The sequence below is a fragment of the Undibacterium hunanense genome, assembly GCF_014284335.1.
Lineage (GTDB): Bacteria > Pseudomonadota > Gammaproteobacteria > Burkholderiales > Burkholderiaceae_D > Undibacterium > Undibacterium hunanense.
In genome coordinates this window covers 1-17,352 of sequence record NZ_JACOGF010000018.1, presented here as the reverse complement: position 1 = coordinate 17,352, position 17,352 = coordinate 1, and the positions used below count along the sequence as shown (strand labels likewise).

The 17,352-nt window shown below is 52.8% G+C and carries 18 protein-coding genes; 10 read left to right on the top strand and 8 right to left on the bottom strand.

Annotated features, from left to right (window positions below; translation table 11 throughout):
- Positions 1–88: 88 nt before the first annotated feature.
- Both H8L32_RS24570 and H8L32_RS24565 read right to left on the bottom strand, forming a co-directional pair.
- The gene (locus H8L32_RS24570) at positions 89–862 is read right to left on the bottom strand and encodes an anti-sigma factor family protein (RefSeq protein ID WP_186950397.1); all 774 of its coding nucleotides are present in this window, start codon (positions 860–862) and stop codon (positions 89–91) included.
- On the bottom strand, positions 852–1,427 hold the full coding sequence (locus H8L32_RS24565) for a sigma-70 family RNA polymerase sigma factor (protein WP_186950395.1): 576 nt from the start codon (positions 1,425–1,427) through the stop codon (positions 852–854). The genes H8L32_RS24570 and H8L32_RS24565 overlap by 11 nt, the downstream gene beginning before the upstream one ends.
- Positions 1,428–1,587: 160 nt before the next feature.
- On the opposite strand from H8L32_RS24565, the gene H8L32_RS24560 reads away from it, so the two are divergent.
- The 3 genes from H8L32_RS24560 (at position 1,588) to H8L32_RS24550 (ending at position 3,305) form a co-directional block, all read left to right on the top strand.
- Positions 1,588–1,971: a c-type cytochrome gene (locus tag H8L32_RS24560; protein ID WP_186950393.1), complete on the top strand. Its 384-nt coding sequence runs from the start codon at positions 1,588–1,590 to the stop codon at positions 1,969–1,971.
- Between the two features lie 75 nt (positions 1,972–2,046).
- Positions 2,047–2,919, top strand: a complete 873-nt coding sequence (locus H8L32_RS24555; protein WP_186950391.1) for a metallophosphoesterase family protein — start codon at positions 2,047–2,049, stop codon at positions 2,917–2,919.
- Positions 2,920–2,921: 2 nt separating this feature from the next.
- Positions 2,922–3,305, top strand: a complete 384-nt coding sequence (locus H8L32_RS24550) for a cupredoxin domain-containing protein (protein WP_186950389.1) — start codon at positions 2,922–2,924, stop codon at positions 3,303–3,305.
- 85 nt (positions 3,306–3,390) lie between these two features.
- Here H8L32_RS24550 and H8L32_RS24545 read toward each other — a convergent pair whose 3' ends face one another.
- Both H8L32_RS24545 and H8L32_RS24540 read right to left on the bottom strand, forming a co-directional pair.
- On the bottom strand, positions 3,391–5,460 hold the full coding sequence (locus H8L32_RS24545) for a sensor histidine kinase (RefSeq protein WP_186950387.1): 2,070 nt from the start codon (positions 5,458–5,460) through the stop codon (positions 3,391–3,393).
- A 1-nt stretch (position 5,461) separates the two neighbouring features.
- A complete protein-coding gene (locus tag H8L32_RS24540; protein ID WP_186950385.1) occupies positions 5,462–6,196 on the bottom strand; it encodes a response regulator transcription factor in 735 nt (244 codons plus the stop codon).
- A gap of 256 nt (positions 6,197–6,452) precedes the next feature.
- Here H8L32_RS24540 and H8L32_RS24535 point away from each other — a divergent pair, with 256 nt between their 5' ends.
- The 3 genes from H8L32_RS24535 to H8L32_RS24525 all read left to right on the top strand — a co-directional run bounded on the left by H8L32_RS24535 (position 6,453) and on the right by H8L32_RS24525 (position 9,804).
- Positions 6,453–7,751, top strand: coding sequence for an SPFH domain-containing protein (locus tag H8L32_RS24535; RefSeq protein WP_186950383.1), 1,299 nt, complete (start codon positions 6,453–6,455; stop codon positions 7,749–7,751).
- Complete coding sequence (locus tag H8L32_RS24530) at positions 7,748–9,166, top strand: hypothetical protein (RefSeq protein WP_186950519.1); 1,419 nt, start codon at positions 7,748–7,750, stop codon at positions 9,164–9,166. The genes H8L32_RS24535 and H8L32_RS24530 overlap by 4 nt, the downstream gene beginning before the upstream one ends.
- 125 nt (positions 9,167–9,291) lie before the next feature.
- Positions 9,292–9,804 (top strand): hypothetical protein, encoded by a 513-nt coding sequence (locus tag H8L32_RS24525; protein WP_186950381.1) that lies wholly within the window; start codon positions 9,292–9,294, stop codon positions 9,802–9,804.
- Positions 9,805–9,950: 146 nt separating this feature from the next.
- Here the strand turns inward: H8L32_RS24525 and H8L32_RS24520 are convergent, their stop codons facing one another.
- Together H8L32_RS24520 and metK are read right to left on the bottom strand one after the other, a co-directional pair.
- The gene (locus tag H8L32_RS24520) at positions 9,951–10,865 is read right to left on the bottom strand and encodes a M14 family zinc carboxypeptidase (protein WP_230412403.1); all 915 of its coding nucleotides are present in this window, start codon (positions 10,863–10,865) and stop codon (positions 9,951–9,953) included.
- A 56-nt stretch (positions 10,866–10,921) separates the two neighbouring features.
- Positions 10,922–12,103: a methionine adenosyltransferase gene (metK, locus tag H8L32_RS24515; RefSeq protein WP_186950379.1), complete on the bottom strand. Its 1,182-nt coding sequence runs from the start codon at positions 12,101–12,103 to the stop codon at positions 10,922–10,924.
- A gap of 251 nt (positions 12,104–12,354) precedes the next feature.
- Here metK and H8L32_RS24510 point away from each other — a divergent pair, with 251 nt between their 5' ends.
- Positions 12,355–13,215 (top strand): lysophospholipid acyltransferase family protein, encoded by an 861-nt coding sequence (locus H8L32_RS24510; protein WP_186950377.1) that lies wholly within the window; start codon positions 12,355–12,357, stop codon positions 13,213–13,215.
- Positions 13,212–14,075: an LpxL/LpxP family acyltransferase gene (locus tag H8L32_RS24505; RefSeq protein ID WP_186950375.1), complete on the top strand. Its 864-nt coding sequence runs from the start codon at positions 13,212–13,214 to the stop codon at positions 14,073–14,075. Before H8L32_RS24510 ends, H8L32_RS24505 begins: the two co-directional genes overlap by 4 nt.
- Here H8L32_RS24505 and H8L32_RS24500 read toward each other — a convergent pair.
- Positions 14,069–14,965 (bottom strand): LysR substrate-binding domain-containing protein, encoded by an 897-nt coding sequence (locus H8L32_RS24500; protein WP_186950373.1) that lies wholly within the window; start codon positions 14,963–14,965, stop codon positions 14,069–14,071. The genes H8L32_RS24505 and H8L32_RS24500 overlap by 7 nt on opposite strands.
- A 123-nt stretch (positions 14,966–15,088) precedes the next feature.
- On the opposite strand from H8L32_RS24500, the gene H8L32_RS24495 reads away from it, so the two are divergent.
- Both H8L32_RS24495 and H8L32_RS24490 read left to right on the top strand, forming a co-directional pair.
- Complete coding sequence (locus H8L32_RS24495) at positions 15,089–15,709, top strand: LysE family translocator (RefSeq protein WP_186950371.1); 621 nt, start codon at positions 15,089–15,091, stop codon at positions 15,707–15,709.
- A gap of 365 nt (positions 15,710–16,074) precedes the next feature.
- On the top strand, positions 16,075–16,896 hold the full coding sequence (locus H8L32_RS24490; protein ID WP_186950369.1) for a DUF2087 domain-containing protein: 822 nt from the start codon (positions 16,075–16,077) through the stop codon (positions 16,894–16,896).
- Positions 16,897–17,112: 216 nt separating this feature from the next.
- On the opposite strand, the gene H8L32_RS27610 is transcribed toward H8L32_RS24490, so the two are convergent.
- A partial coding sequence (locus H8L32_RS27610) for a hypothetical protein (RefSeq protein WP_222619480.1) occupies positions 17,113–17,352 on the bottom strand: 240 nt, incomplete at its 5' end.

Genomic DNA, 17,352 nt, shown 5'->3' with positions numbered 1-17,352 from the left:
AACTAAGTTTTGCTTTTAATGAAAAAACGGCTGCACACATCAGATTGATATTATTTTGACTATTTTTTGATGAGTAGCCGTTGCATCGCTAATCGACGGATGCCTTGATTTGATGGGCGAACTGAGCCATTTCTGCGCCATTCATGTCAGACACCGCAACATAATGCACGCCAGCCGCACTCCATTGCATGAGCTGGTAACCACGGCTGGAACCTGTTGTGAAGCTCACTGCTGCTTTGCCGGTATTGGACGCATTGGTGGTATCGGGATAGAGGTACAGGTTCACAATATGCTTGCCGTGCTGGTAAGCGAGGGCTGCGACCTGTCTGCCTGCCAGATAATCCAGCCGGCCTCCCAGCAAGGGATAGCCCTGAGCTGTCAGGTCGACCACGGGAGGTGAAAAATCAAGCTTGCCCGCATACCAGGGCTTGACCGTATGATGGTCAGAGGAGACGACATCAACCAGATGCCCCGGCGCCAGTGAACGGAAATGGCTGGCAAGCACTTCATCATTAAAAATTTGCGTGGCCGATGGCTGGTTCAAATACAGTGTGAGAGTGACGGCAAATGCTGCTGTGCTCAAGCCACTTAAACCAAGGTTAATCCAGGCCCAGGGCCAGCTACTGAAGCGGGAAGGACGCTCTTGCACCAGATCAGCCACGATGCGTGCGCGCAGCTTTGCAGGGGCGAGATGGTAGGTGGCATGCTGCCTGACACTTGCTGTCAGTTCTTCTGCCTGCATCAGTGCGGTGCGACATGCTTCACAGTGCGCCAGATGTTCGCCCATGCGAAGCGCCTGTCCGGTGTCCAGTTCCTGATCGATATAAGCAGACATCAACTGCCTGACCTGATTACATTCCATGTCCGTCTCCCTGCTGTTCAGTTCTTAACAATCCCAGCAATAACTTCCTGGCCCTTGCCAGCCTTGACATGACTGTTCCTATGGGGATGCCAGTGACATCGGCGATTTCTTTATAGGAAAAATCATCCATCTCTTTCAATACCAGCACTTCCTTGAATACTTGCGGCAGTTTTTCCAAGGCACGGTTGACCATATTGCGCTGGTCGCGATCTTCCAATGCATGCGCAGGGTCTTTGTTGAAGGCATAGGCCGAATCATCATTGGCGGCTTCAGCATCGCCATGCAGGTCTTCATCAAAACCAATGTCTGCGCTCATCGCTTTGCCGTCGCGCAAACTGGTGTAATAGGTATTGCGGACGATGGTCATGAGCCAGACCCGGATATCGCCCCCGCGATAACTGTCGCGGAAACGGAAAGCCCGCAGATAGGCATTCTGCACCAGATCCTCCGCATCATGGTCATTGCGCGTCAGCCAGCGCGCCAGATTGTATGCCGTGTCCAGATGGGCCAGGACCAGGGTTTCAAATTCTTTGGCGGCACGGTCTTCTCTCAAAAAAACACCCATTTTATTGATCCTTGCTATGAAGACTCAATATCAGTCAGATTTATTCCCGCTCAAAAAAATAAAATTCCGGAAAAAAGATTTTAAATTCCGGGAATAAATCACTGCTCTTGCGAGTATTTGCCTCTGTGAAAATTGTCACAACAAGCATAAGGCTTATGAGATGAATAGTCGAACATATTTACTGATGCTGGCAGTCAGTTTTACCGGGATGCAGGAAGCACGCGCGGCACAGGCAGCAGGTGATGCTGCCGTCGGGCAGGTGCTCTACCAGGCAAAATGCGCGGCTTGCCATGCTATGCAATTTAACGGCGTTGGCCCGGCGCACCTTGGTGTGGTCGGGCGCAAAGCGGGCAGCGTTGACGGCTATATCTATTCGGTAGCACTGAGCAAATCAGACCTGGTCTGGAATGAGAAGCTGCTTGATGCATGGCTGCGCAATCCCGAAAAACTGGTGCCAGGTCAAAAAATGGGTATTTCCATTCCTTCTGCCCGCGAGCGTGCACACCTGATTGCGTATCTGAAGACCCTGAAAGTTGATCGTTAATTTCTCCACTCCGGCATTGCTGTTCTGTCTTCATCCTGAGCAAGACGCACTGTCATTTTCAGTAAAGGAAATATCATGATAGACCGTAGAAGTTTCTTGAAACTTGCTGCCCTTGGCGGTGGTGCAGTATTCATGTCTGGCCTGCATGCTTCCGTGCAGGCGAACACAGAGGCCGACTTTTATTTTGTGCAATTATCGGACACACATTGGGGTTACAGCGGTGATGCCAACCCGGAAGCGAAAAATACCTTGCATAAGGCCATAGAAAGCGTAAACGCCTTGCAGCATCAACCTGACTTCATCATTTTTACCGGTGATTTGACGCATACGACAGATGACCCGGTTGAGCGCCGCAGGCGCATGGCAGAATTTAAAGAAATCATTGGTGGCCTGAAGGTCAGGAATATCCGTTTCATCCCTGGTGAACACGACGCCTCACTTGATTCCGGCGCTGCCTTCAATGAATATTTTGGTGCAAGCAGCTATTCCTTCGATCACAAAGGCGTGCATTTTATTGCCCTTGACAATGTGTCTGATGCGGGAGCCCGCATAGGTGAAAAACAATTGGCCTGGCTACAGGCCGATCTGGCCAGACAGGCAAAAGATGCTCCCATTGTGCTATTCACCCACAGACCCCTGTTTGACCTGGTACCCAAATGGGATTGGGCTACGCGTGACGGTGCACAGGCAGTCAGCCTGTTGATGCCCTATACCAATGTCACCGTGTTTTATGGCCACATTCATCAGGAGCACCATCACATGACTGGCCATATTCCGCATCACGCAGCCAAATCCCTGATATTCCCGCTTCCTGCCCCCGGTTCACAAGACAAGCGTACACCTTTGCCATGGAAGCCGGACGCACCTTTTCAGGGACTGGGGTTCCGGGAAGTTGATGTGGACGGCAAGATCGCCAGCGTGACTGAATTTCCAGTGATAAAGGCATGACGATGAATACATCAAGACGTCTTTTTTGTACCGGCATGTCGCTAACACTATTGAGTGCGACTGCCGCCATGACCTGGAGTCAACTAGCCGTGGCGCAGGGAAATACTAAAAAACACGTGATTCCGGTCAAGGCGCAAAAATTTTCATTTACCCCCAATCGTATCGAAGTCAGAGTGGGGGAAACCATCGTATTGGCCTTGAGTGCGCTGGATTTTCCGCACGGTTTCAACTTGCCTGATTTTAATCTTCGTAGGGATTTGGTACCAGGCAAAGTCATCAATGTGGAACTGAAAGCAGACAAGCCCGGAGAGTATGATTTTTTATGCGACAATTTTTGCGGTGACGGGCATGAGGGAATGAGCGGGAAGCTCATCATCAAAACCTAGGGGCTGCTGAAAAAATCAATCTTGCTGTAGCGTGACATGCCCTGTCGGGCATAGGCAAGAAAGCTGATTTTATTTCTCGCAACCGTCAGCAATTACCTCTTTGCAGACTGAGTATGAAACTCACGCCATCAGCGACATTTTGCACGCTGATGGTGCCGCCCATTTTTGCCATATAGGTCTTGGCGACAAACAGGCCCTGGCCACGATTGCCGTTGGCAGCGGAATCCTGTTGGTCTGATACGCCATATTCAAAAATTTTATCGATCAGATCGTCGGCAATGTGTGGACCGTCATTGTCTATGGCGATCGTCACGGCGGTTTCACTGGTTTGCAATTTGATGCTGATGACGCTGCCAGTCTTGCGATAACGTTCTGCATTGCGCAAGACGTGGGTGACGACATCTTCCAGTGAATATTCATCTGCCTTGACCATGACGACTTCATCCGTGCCCTGATAGGCTACGTCCGGTATGCCCACCAGTGGCGCATTGTCGGCCACGTTTTTCAGGAATAACGTGATATCAATTTCACTGACCTGCAAGACGGTGGATTGAAATGCTTCGCTGGGCGAGGCACTGCCATACAGCACACGTATGGCTTGCTGCATGCGGCTGATGTAGCGGTTGCTTTGATCATCCGGGCTGCCATGCAAGACCATCAGGGACTGCAGGGGCGACATGATTTCATGGCCGACTGCGTGCCACATTTCTTTTTCCTGTTCGGTGCGTATGGTTTCGCGTTCCACATCTTCTTTCACCCGCCGCAGCAAATCATGCAGGCAACTGGCGAGTACGCCCAGTTCATCCGGGCTGCGCAAATCACTGATATCGAATTGTTCCAGTTCGCCCGCACCCTTCATGGTCCTGGACAGTGACACGGCACGTTTGGTCAGCAGGGTGATACGCCGTATGATGCTGATTTCGATCAGCAGCCAGGCCAGCGTCAGCGCCAGCAACATGGCGCCGACAAACCAGGACACGCGGCTGGCGACCACGCTCAGGCTTTTGCTGACGCTGCGCACATCGCCTTTCAGCAAGACTTCATAATTTGCCAGTGGGGTGTTGATGGTTTCGCGGCTTTCCAGCGGGATATCGTATTCATCCACCGGCAGGCGGCGTATCAGACGGGTGATGATATTCCATGATTCGTCGCTTTGTTCGAATGCACCGGTCAGGTTGATCAGGTCATACTTGCTTTCCTGGCCGTCGCGCTTGCGTATGCGCAGGGTTTCGCCAGGCAAGAGATTGCCCTGCAAATCCTTGAGCGAAAACGGGGTGGCTGTTGGCGCATTCTTGCTGTCGAGCAGCGCTGTTTCAGAGTCAGGTGGCAATACGGACAGGCTGACTTCCATCTGGTCCAGGTCTTGTGGCGGCCAGACGGGGCGTTTCTTTTCAAACAGGGCTTCCTGCAAGACCGGGATAGGCAGACGCAATGAGAAGAAGGTGTTTTTCTGGCAGTTGACATCCTTGTCATCCTGATCGGCCTGATTGCAGATCGCCTGTTGCCAGGCCCAGCCACGGAAATCCCTGACCGGACGTGCATTCGGTTTATTTGCTTCGCTTTCGTTGAAGCCCGTCCAGCGTCCACGCACGCCCTGGTTTTGTCTGGCCGGTGCGGCTTCTTCTTCAAATGGCGCTATCCAGCGATAGGTCTGGCCGCGCAGGCTGACACTGACTTTCAGCCTGTGCGCCTGTGTCAGGCTTTCATTACCGCGCTTATGCGAGACCAGTTGCGTGCTATTAAAATTGCCTGCAACATAGATGAAACCACCAGCCCAGGGGTTGTTGCCTATACCGCTGCACAGCGCGCCATCATTGCCGTATTGCACCAGGCAACCTGACATGGCGATAGCCTGTTGTACCTTGTTCTGGTCATCAAAATCAATGGCAGAATACGGCAGCAGCAAGGGCCGCAATGCGGCACGCTGTTTTTCTGCAGGCGGGTTCAACAACGCCAGTTGTCCTGCTGGATGGCGCAGGGTTGCTGAAATCTGCAAACGGGTTTTGTTGAAGTTGCTCTGGTAGTTGTTATAGCTGAGTTGTTTTTCCTGCTGTAGTACAGACAGCGCCAGACCCACCGTCGCCAATGCCAGCAACAGGAAAACGCCACGAAATAATATCCGCAACCGGTAAGTCGCCAGCAAGAACTTGGTCATGTCAGTGCCTGCCTGCGTCGTCATCCACCCATCTGAAACCGCGCATGGGGACGTTTTCTATGCATTCAAAATCTGCATCAATTTCGCGGAAGGCATCGCGTATGGTCGAGACATGTTTGCGGATGTTGTCGCGGTTGCGTCCGCTCTTGACGACTTCATACAAATCTTCATACGACACCACCTGGCCACGGCGGGCGAACAGAGCCGCGAGTATGCGCTGCGCCGTCAGCGGCAGGTTGATGCGCTGGCCGCGCCAGATGGGTGTGCGCTGGCGCAATGGGTCCATGCTGAGCTGGTCGGCAACCGGCGTTTTTGCTGCTTCCTTGTAGGCAGCATTCTGACTAAGGTGCTGCTTGCGATCTTTGACCGAGCGCAGGATTTCCAGAAAGGTTTCTATGAAATCGGCTTCTTCAAAGGTGGCCTTTTGCAGATAATCCCAGGCGTCCAGCGCCTTCATGATGCTGCGGTAGATGGTGGCCGGCATGGCTGACACAACCAGCACAGGCGTTGCATGCTGCTTGTTGATGGCATTGATGATGGCAACGCCGGCATGGCGCTCGCGCCCCAGTTCTATGTCCAGCACCACCAGGTCATAATTCTCGCGTGCAATCGCTGCTTCGGCATCGTCGCGGCTGAACCACTGATCTATGTGGATGCCGGGTTTGGCTGCCTCTATCCAGCTTTTTAACTGGTTGCTGGTGGGCAGATCGTCTTCGATGACAGCTACTTTTACCACGGTATACCCCTGCAATTAATACGATATCAGCAGTATCCACGGTTTTCCGGCAAAAGTCATAATGCGGCTGTGAGTTTTTCTTCACACGCGGCAAGGCTTATTCCAGGCTGGGAATAAATAGCTTGCAACAGTGATATTTCTGCCCCTGCCACAGCATTGTATGCTCCGGGGTTTGCGGAGCATGATGTGTATCAGGGAAGCAGGGCAAACGCCACTGCAAGGAACCCTGAAAAAACACCATCATTGGAGAGTTATCATGTCTGACCGTATCAAATCCCTGGTACAAGCCGTACGATCCACTCTGTCTTCTGTCTTTAGCAAAAGCGCTTCGGGACTCAAAGCCGGGGCCAGGGTAACGGCAGGGTCTGGCGTTTTCAGCAAAACCACTTTCAACCGCCTGGTTGTATTGAGTCTGGTTGGTGGTGCCGTGTATGCCATCAGTACTCACCCACCTATGCAGCGCATACCGCGTGGTGAAGTCGGCGTGCGTATCAATCAGTTGACCGGTAGTGCAGAACAGGTACGTGACGGCGCAGTGATCGTTGTGCCTGGCCTGCATGAACTGCGTCTGTTCAATCTGCAAGATCAGTTGTATCGTCCCACACGTAGCAGCCGCGCCGATGGCGAAGCACCTTTCCAGTCGGTAGAAGGCCTTTCACTGGGTGTGGACCTGAGCATACGATATGCGTTTGACCCCAGCAAACTGGCGGCCATGTCCAAAAGCCTGCCCGAAAACATCAATGCAGAAATCGTCGAGCCGGCAGTGCAGGGTGTCATTTACAAGGCATTTACCCGTTATACGGTAAGGGAAATTTTTTCCAGCAAACGGGCAGAAATCCAACAAATGATAGAAACCGAATTGAAGCCCAAGCTGGCCGCGGACGGTATCCTTTTGCGCAGCGTCATGATGGGCAAGGTGGATTTGCCAGTCGACTATAAACGCGGCATGGAAAAACTGCTGGCAGAAGAACTGGAAAGCGAAAAAATGCGCTACACCCTGGAACTGAAAGACAAGCAGGTCAAGCAAACTGCGCTGGAAGCAGATGCCGACAAGATCAAGCGCGAAAAAGCCGCCGAAGCCGCCGGTAATGAACAGATCATCGCTGCCAGAGCACAGGAAGAAGCCATGAAACACGTATTGCCGTTCAAGCAGAAACAGATAGAGCAACGCCAGTTTGAAGCTGAGGCTGAAAAGGTCTCACGCATCAAAACTTCGGAAGGTACAGCCCAGGCACGCGTCATCGAAGCCCAGGGTGAAGCCGATTCGCGCCGCAAGCTGGCCGATGCCGAAGCCTACCGGCAAGACTTGGTCGGCAAGGTCGCCAGTTCACAACTGGAGCGCGATGGTGCCTTGCTGACCAAGCACCCCTTGCTGATACAAAAAACCATGGCTGACAAATTGTCGGACAAGATCTCGGTCATCATCGCGCCACCACCGGCTGATGGCGGTTTCATCGGTTCGGCCTTGCTGGGCGCTGGTAAAAATGCTCAGGCTACGCAACAAAAAGTGTCGGCTGAAGCTGAAGCAATCAACGACAACAAGGAAAGCCAATAATCATGTTTGCTACTTTAGCTGCTGTCGCCGTACTTGCTGTTGTTACCCAGGACCAGGCACAGTTGCGCGCTGCCCCCAAAGACGGTGCGCAACAACAGGCCATCCTGTGGCAGGGCGACAGCCTGGAAATTCGCGGTGAAAAACTCGACTACCTGCAAGTGTATGACCACCGGCGTGAACGCGCCGGTTACATCAAGACGTCGCAGGTGCGCCTGGTGTCCATGCAGCCGGATGATGCCCCCGATGCCTTTGCCGTCATTCGTTTTCTGCGCGATACACCGGGGGCGGAAGCCCTGGGTATCAGCTATACCGCCGCCTACCTGAAAGCTGCACCGGCAACTGCCATTGGTGCCGAAGCCTTTGATGCGCTTGGCACCATGGCAGAACGTTTGGCAAAGCGTGCATCCAGCAAACAGCCCAAACAAAATGAAGCGACCATAGCGGCACATCTGGAAGTGGTGGCCAATTATGGCATCAACATCAAAGGCTATGAACGCGAAGGTCGCATGCAGCTTTGCTATGACGGCGAAGCCTTCCGTCGGGTACTGGCGATGAATGCCACGCCAGATCAAAAGGCCCGCGCCGCCCTGGCATTGACACGCCAGGATTGCATAGACCCGGCCATGCGCCCGACCGAGCGCTTTGCTCTGGACCAATGGCGCGCCGACGTGCTGGACCGCGTCAACACCACCAGCCTGCCCGAATATCTGAAAAACCGCATGCGCATGCGCAAGGCCAGCGTCTGGTCCAGCATCGCCTTCCAGCGTGCCCGTAAGGGCGAACAGGTGGCAGAATCCGCCAATCGTGCACTGACCGAACTGGCTGCCGTCAACAAGGAAGAATTTGCCGATGAAGACGTGTATACCTACGCTGATGCCGGCGTGCGTGTCGGCACGACACGCTGGGCTGCTGAACCGGTGGTTGTACCCAAACCCGGCCTGAACATCGTCACCGCCGCTGGCCAGCCAGGCGAAACCTGCGTCATGCTGACGGATGCAAAGCATGATGTCAAAACGCCGCTGGCGAAGCGCTGTACTTATAGTGTGGTGTGGGCCGCATCTGCTCGCGCCAATGCTCAAAGTACGGCGCTGACACTGGCTGTGCAACCGATGGAAAACTGGCGTGAACTCTGGTTATTCCACCAGACCAGCCAGGGCTGGATTATCGACATCCTGCCGCCGGCCAATAGTGACCCCGATCTGGGTTATGCTGAATTTGCCGGCTGGGTACCGGGCACCAACAAGATGCTGGTGGCACGCGAAGCCAAAGTCGAAGGCCGTTTCAAAAAGAGTTTTGAAGTCGTCAGCATGGACAGCCTGCAAGTTGAAAACGGTGCTGACAAACCCGGCTCTTTGAACGTGTTCTACAAGTGGCAGGATCCGGCGTGGAAGAGGCAGACCATCAGTTTAAGGTGAGGTATTTGTAGTGAGCGCGGTGGCGGTAATCAGTAGCAGCAATCAGTAGCAATGATCAGTTGAAGCAAAGTAGGCTTTCATCCAATCGATACTTATACATTTACATCATTACCAGGAGTTTTGCCATGAATTTCAAATTAGCGTCCGTCGTCCTGTTATTTGCCAACAGCATCGCTTTTGCACAGGACGTGTCACCCAGGATGCAATTGCCTGACTGGGCAAACAAGCAGCTTGATGGTCTGTCTCAACAAGAATCAATAGAGGTCAACAGCCGTATCAACCCCTTTGTCTGGCGCGGCAATTTCCTGGGCGCTGGCAAGGGAGACCTGGCGGTACTGGTCAAGGACAGCAAGACTAAAAAAGAGGGTATTGTCTTTTTATCTCATGGAAAAACCAGGCCGGTCATCGTGGGTGCAGGGCATGCAATTGAACATGTTGGCAATGGTGGCGATGGTGGCGATGATTTTTCCTGGCTGGAGCTTTGGTATGTTGAAGATAAGGGATCGCAGCCGCATAGCTATCATGCCAAGTCTGTCAAATTGCACAACGATGGCATCGTAGTCGCGAAAGAAGGCTCAGCCAGCGGCTTGATTTATTTGAAGTCGGGTAAAGCAGTCTGGCAGCAGCAAGGTGACTGATTTTTAAACATGCCATGGCGGGACTGGATTTTAAGAAACTTGATCAATGAACCTCCAGAGTGGCCCCAGGTCTTTTATAGCAAATGAAATGTGCAGGAAGGACCCGGGGTGAAGAATATGAGTAAGTATTCCTGGGTCCGCACGCGCTAATTGCTGCTTGTTTTCAATGGGGCCGCCACATTCTGTCTTATCCAGTTTTGCATGTCTTGCCAGATGCGCTGTACTTCGGCGTCTGGCGGCATCTGGGTGGCATTTGGCAATTCTATGGTGACTACCGGGATGTCTTTGTGCAGGCCACTGTAATTGCCGAGTGAGCCAGGATAAACGCCTACGCGGTTGTAGATCAGACGGCCAAAGCGATTCGGTGGCGTGGTGGGGCCATCAAAGTCGAGTACGCCAAAAGGTGCGTGGACCGAGATGATGACATCGGGTTTATATTTTTCTATGGTTTCATAGACCCAGCGGCTTTCCGGTTCTGAAATCGGTGCCTTGCCCGGATAGCGACGCGGGTCACTGCGGGTGACGCGTGCCCAGTAACTGGGCGCTTCCTTTTGCCAGTTAGGGGTAGGGAAGTTGCGGTTCAGGTCTATGCCACGGGCATTCACGCGGCGCGGCTTGGGGGCCAGCAAACCATCGGGGTTGACCACCGGCGCGATCTTCCAGTTGAATTCCAGCGGGCTTTTTTGCATGGTCTCCATCCATTTGAATACGATGGAAGACGCCGTCTGTTCATCACCATGGATGCCACCCAGCAGCAGTACGCGTATGGCTTGCGGATGCTTGGCATCGGCTTTGATATCCCGGAACAACACCGGGAAACCATTGAGTGAATTGGCATCGGTAGGATTGAGTTTGCTGTTCTTGCAGTCGTTCAGGCTGACCTTGGGCAAACGTGCTACCAGTGGCGTACACCAGTCGGTGACAGCTTTTGGTTTTGCGGGGGACGGGGCTGACAGGCTGTTTGCAGATGGCATGGACAACAGGCCAGCCATCGCAAACAAAGCACCGAGTTTTTTGCAGCGAAATGCAGTGAACTTGCTTCTGAAAAAACTTACCGGCATTCTTGCTTCTACTCCCAGTGCTGCAAATGACGCATTACGACAATACGGACGATAAATTACAAACCTGCTGCAGCACGCAAAATCGCTGACTTGTCAGTGCGTTCCCAGGTGAATTCTGGTTCTTCACGACCAAAGTGACCATAGGCCGCAGTCTTGGAATAGATAGGGCGCAGCAAATCCAGCATCTGGATGATGCCTTTTGGACGCAGATCAAAATGTTCATTCACCAGTGCGGCGATCTGCTCGTCAGGGATGACGCCTGTGCCTTCGGTGTAGACCGTGACATTCATCGGGCGTGCCACGCCAATTGCGTACGCAACCTGAATCTGGCATTGGCGGGCGATGCCGGCGGCCACGATGTTCTTGGCAACATAACGCGCTGCATAGGCTGCAGAACGGTCAACCTTGGTAGGATCTTTGCCGGAGAAAGCACCACCGCCGTGCGGGCAGGCACCGCCGTAGGTATCAACGATGATCTTGCGACCTGTGAGGCCACAATCACCTTGTGGGCCACCAATGACGAAACGACCGGTCGGGTTGATGAGGAACTTGGTATCTTTCAGCCATTCTTTCGGCAACACCGGCTTGATGATTTCTTCGATGACAGCATCAATGAAAGACTGCTTCATCTTCGTTGGTGTTTCGCTTTGGTCAGGGCTGTGCTGGGTCGACAGTACAACGGTGTCTATGCTGTGCGGTTTGCCATCGACATAGCGCATGGTGACCTGGCTTTTTGCATCCGGACGCAGGAAAGGCAGACGGCCATCCTTGCGCAACTGCGCCTGACGCTCTACCAGCCTGTGGGCATAGTAAATCGGCGCTGGCATCAGTTCAGGTGTTTCATCGCAGGCGTAACCAAACATCAGGCCCTGGTCACCGGCACCGGTGTTGAGGTGGTCGTCAGATGCCTGATCAACGCCCTGGGCGATGTCGTTGGATTGTTTGTCATAGGCAACCAGGACTGCGCAGCCCTTGTAATCGATACCATATTCGGTATTGTCATAGCCTATGCGTTTGATGGTGTCACGTGCTACCTGGATGTAATCCACGTGGGCGTTGGTGGTGATTTCACCGGCCAGTACGACCAGACCAGTGTTGGTCAGGGTTTCGGCGGCAACGCGGGAACGGGGGTCTTGCTCAAAAATTGCATCCAGAATTGCATCGGAAATCTGATCAGCGACTTTGTCCGGGTGTCCCTCGGAAACCGATTCAGAAGTAAAAAGAAAATCATTTGCCATCGCAGGCTCCTAGAAAAATTGACCGTAAAGATTTGCCGCAGTCGGAAAGAGATCCTGCGACGCTTTAGCGAATTTTATTAACCGCCTCGCAAGTTGTCTGTTAACTCGGCGGTGGCTTGCTTCTTGTACCTTGCCATGCGCTTAAGCAGGTCAAAGCTAGCCAATGTGTGATATTTTACGCTCGTTCTGCTTTATCTGTCGAATATCCCCTACTTTTTCAACTGTTACTTAACTGTTACTTGAGCGGCGTCATGCTTGTCACATTGTTTCGTCTTCTTTCTATTTTACCATTGTCAGTCTTGCATTTTGCCGGAGCTGTACTGGGCTGGGTAGTGTATTTGTTGTCAGGATCATATCGTCGACGCCTGAAGGCAAATATCGCCAGGGCCGGGTTTACCGTGCATTTGCATGAGGCTGTGCGCGAGGCTGGCAAGAATATTCTGGAGCTGCCTTTCATCTGGTGTGCCAGGCCGGAAAGAGTGTTGAAAACCGCCACCATAGAGAACTGGGAACTGGTGCAGGCGGCGCTGGACAGCAAAAAAGGAGTTATTTTCCTGACCCCGCATCTGGGCTGTTTTGAGATCGTGGCCCAAAGCATTGCCGTGCGTACCCGTCTGACGGTTTTGTACCGTCCACCGCGCAAGGACGCTCTTAAACCCCTGATCGAGGGTGCGCGTGCGCGTGATAATTTATTGCTGGCCCCGGCTAACCTGTCGGGCGTACGCATTATGGCCAAGGCTCTTAAAAAAGGCGAAGCCATAGGCTTGCTGCCGGATCAGGTGCCGCAAGAAGGTGAAGGCGTATGGGCCAAGTTTTTTGGACGGCGTGCCTACACCATGACGCTGTCTGCCAAACTGCATGGCATGACGGATTCGCCCATCATCCTGACATATGCAGAAAGGCTGCCATTCGGACGCGGTTATGTGATCCGTTTTGTGCCATTTGAAGAAGAACTCGGTAGCGACCCGGTAGACCAGGCCAGCGCAATCAACCGCGGCATGGAAAAATTGATAGCCCGTTCGCCTGCCCAATATTTCTGGAGTTACAACCGCTATAAAAAACCGGATGGTGTGGATGGTCCGGAATCGCGCTTTGCGCAGAGGCAGACATGAGGGCTGTGCTGGTCCTGATGTGGCTGTTGCACTGGTTACCTTTACCTGTGCTGGGACGTTTGGGAGAGGCCGTGGGCAGCATGCTGTTTGTGCTGATACGCAAGCGCCGCCACATTACCCTGACAAACCTGTCCCTGTGCCTGCCACACCTGAGTGAGGCTGAAAGAACCGCTATCGCCAAACGGCACTTCGAGGTTTATGCACGCAGTGTGCTGGAACGCGGCATACTCTGGTGGGCATCGGAAGCGCGCCTGAAACGATTAATCCAGGCCGACCCAGCCGTGCCCATGGCGGCAATAGCCGCTGGCCCGACGATACTGATGTGCCCGCATTTTGTCAGCCTGGATGTCGCTGGTGTGGCAGTGATGCTGGAGTCATCACTGTGTTCTATTTACACCCGTCAACGCAGCAAGGTGTTTGATGCCGCCCTGCGCAAGGGACGCTCGCGTTTTCGCCCAGTGAAACTGTTTTCGCGTGCCGAAGGTGTCAAGCCCATCATTCGTGCCATGCGTGAAAACTTGCCTTTCTTTATGCTGCCAGACATGGACTTTGGTGCCAGGGATGCTGAGTTCGTGCCTTTCTTTGGCGTGCCTGCTGCCACGTTGACGGCAGTGCCAAGAATAGCGGCGACGACAGGTGCCAAAGTCATTCCCGTCATCGCCACTATTTTGCCCAACTACAAGGGCTGGAAAGTGACTTTCCATGCGCCATGGCAAAACTATCCTGGTGACGATATCGTGGCGGCGACCCGTTATATGAATGCCTTCATTGAACAGGAAATCTTGAAAGCGCCCGTTGAATATTTTTGGGCACATAAGCGTTTCAAAACACGCCCTCCCGGTGAGCCCGGCGTTTATTGATGCAGCTTGGTGACGGCCTGTGCCGTCATTTCAAATTCCTGTTGCAACCATTCCAGAAATGCCAGACGACGCTTGTCTTCATCGAAGGACAGGGCTGACAGCAAGACATAGTCAGTACCGTCCGCCAGGAAAGCATGGGGCGCGATGAGTTGCCGGTTACGGATTTCATCTTCCACCATATAGGCCGATGCCATCGCCACACCCAGGCCGGCGCAGGCTGCTTGCAGGCTCAGGTAGAAATGTTCATACGTAGCCCGGCTCTTGCCGCGTGCAGTTTGGCCGCTGAGTTTTTGCCACTGGGGCCAGACATCAGGACGTGTTGCAGTGTGCAGCAGGCATTGCTGGTTCAGTTGCAATTTGCCCTGATTGAGCAGGCCTGGAATACAGACCGGGGCAATCAGCTCCCGAGCAACTTTAGCCACCTGGTAGTTTGCTTCCCACACAAAATCATTGCGCCGCAAAGCCAGGTCGATATGGCCATGGCGCAAATCTACAGGCCCGCCCGCTGCAAATAAATGAACGTCCAGTTCTGGATGTAGTTGCCTGAATTTACCCAGACGCGGGATCAGCCAGCGCATGGCTATCGTCGGTTCACAAGAGACGACCAGCGGTTGATCATCTGCCTGCCTCAGTTGACGCAATCCTGCTTCCAGTTGCCGCATGATGTCTGTGCAGGTAGTTTGCAGATTGAGTCCGGCGCGTGTCAAAAAGATGGCACGGTTGCGGCGTTCGAACAAGTCTATGCCCAAATTTTCTTCCAGTTGCTTGATCTGCCTGCTGACGGCACCGTGGGTGACGTGCAATTCTTCCGCAGCCTTGACCAGACTCAAATGACGAGCTGCGACTTCAAACACGCGTATGGCATTCAGGGATGGCAGGTGATAGCTCATATGTGAGATTTTCTCAATGATATGTCTGAGTATAAATCGATTTTAATAATCAATGTCTGGCTTGAGAATATATCTATGCGTGAAAGATAGTCACGAATATAAATTTTACTCCTGAGAAAAAACATGACAGAACTTATTACCGTTGCCATCATCACCATCCTGGCCGTCATCAGTCCTGGTGCTGACTTTGCCATGGTCACCAGAAACAGTTACCTGTATGGCCGACGTGCAGGTTTGCTGGCTGCCAGTGGCATAGCGCTGGGTGTACAAGTGCATGTCATGTACACCATGCTGGGTGTGGGCTTGCTGATAGCCAAATCCCCGAGCCTGTATTTCGCCATCAAGATCATCGGTGCGGTTTATCTGATTTATATCGGTTACCAGACTTTTTTTGCGCCTGCCGTCGTCAGTGCAGAAGTTGGTGCAGGGCAGTCATTGAATAATCTCGCTGCCTTGCGTGCAGGTTTCATGACCAATGCCTTTAACCCAAAAACCACTTTATTTGTCCTGAGCACTTACACCCAGGTCGTACAGCTTGACACCAGCCTGCTGGCGCAATTTGGCTATGGCTTGTTCATGTCCTTTGCACACTGGGTCTGGTTCAGTCTGGTTGCCCTGTTTTTTTCGGATCATCGCTTGCGTGCCGGTATGCTCAGGCAGCAGGTGATATTGAATCGCTTCATTGGTGCAGTATTAATCGTTTTGGGTGTGTCGTTGGCCAGTTTGCCTGCCTTACATTCGTAATGACTCATTTGCTATCAGTTGACGAAATTTGAAGGCGCGCCTACAATTGCGACACAGGTGCTAAGGGGCGCCTGCCCGCACAAGAGGCTCTCACCCTTAGAGGCTGTTTCAAAATTAACCTGGCGTTGTTGCATCGCCTTGCCGTACTAAAGTACTGTCTTCGGCGATGGCGCCTAGCCGGGGACGCCGAGTTATCTTAATTTTGAAACAGCCTCTAAATATTCACATCCAGATTAATGTGATAATTGCCATGTTTCGTTTGACGTCAGCGGGTCGTCGATAAGCGAACTGGAGTTCATCATGTTATCGTCGTATTACCCATCCTTGTTCATCGCGCAACAGCCCATAATGACTGGAGCCGCAGCATGAACGCACTTACTACAGAAATCAAAACCCGCGCCCGTTTATTGCAAAAACTGCTGGAAACACGTAATACAGCAGCCAGCAAACGTGCGCTGATTTTAAGCCGTCAGCGCAACTGGGAAATCCCCGACAGCTGGCAACTCAAACACTGCATGAATCTGGCGGCGGCAGATGCGGGTTTCCAGAATTGGGAACATGCCCGCCTCGTCCTTGGTGGCGAGGCTAAACCTGGTGACGATATGGGCGACTTCTGGCATGGCGCCGAAGTCACTTCTTTCTTCAATCACTGGTATGCCAGTTACGCTGAAGCGCAGGCGCAATTGCTTGCCAATGAGACGGATTATTTACTGCCTTACCGGCGTCAATACCTGATCGTCACCAGCGATTATTTGCAGGCGATGGGCGTCAGTGCGTCGCCTGAATTCTGGAGTGCTATCGGGCGTGATCTGGTTTTGGGATATGGCAGCGCAAGCTGGTTGAACCTGGCGCAGCAACGCCTGCAAGCCAGCCGCACCGAGCGTTTCAAGGCGAATTGGAATGCTTCCCAGATCATGCTGGATTTGCAGTCCACCGAAGTTGAGGCTGAGCGGGTGATGAAGTCCTTCGTCAGGGATGGGCGTCTGGTGAGTATTCCGGAGCAGCGCAAAAAACGCCTGGTGATCTTGCGCTGGCTGGTCGGACAATTACAGTTTGAGCGGCGGTATGTGGAGGCTGATATCAATAGCTTTTTGCTGCAGTTTCATTCTGACTTTGCGACCTTGCGACGGGAGTTTATTATGAATGGATTGATGGAGAGGGCGGAGGGGGAGTATTGGAGGGTGTGATCGGCATGTTGGTATTTTGATGTAGATGGGCTTGTGTTGTGTGTAAAGCGATTGCCCTTCGTAGATACAAGCCTGGTCTCGGCCAATTAACAGCAATCATCATATCGTCGCTCCAGCGAAGGCTGGAGGCTACCGGGCTGGCGCTCCAGTGGCGTTCGTTGTCTGCCGTACGTTAATTAAAACGCTTGCTCTTCGTAGACGCAAGCCGAGTCTCAATCAATCAAAAGCAATCATTATATCGTCGCTCCAGCGCAGGCTGGAGCCCAGCGGCGTTCGTTGCATTGCCGTACTTTGGTTAAAAGATTGCTCTTCGTGGATACAAGCCGGGACTCGGCCCGGCGGCCGAATTCCTTTCTTTGCTTCGCCGTAACTATTCAGCACCCAAGTAAGGCTGAGGCACGTTGCCAGAGAATGAGAGTACAAGGGAGTTGAACAAAGGCAGTTCTTGTTTGCGTA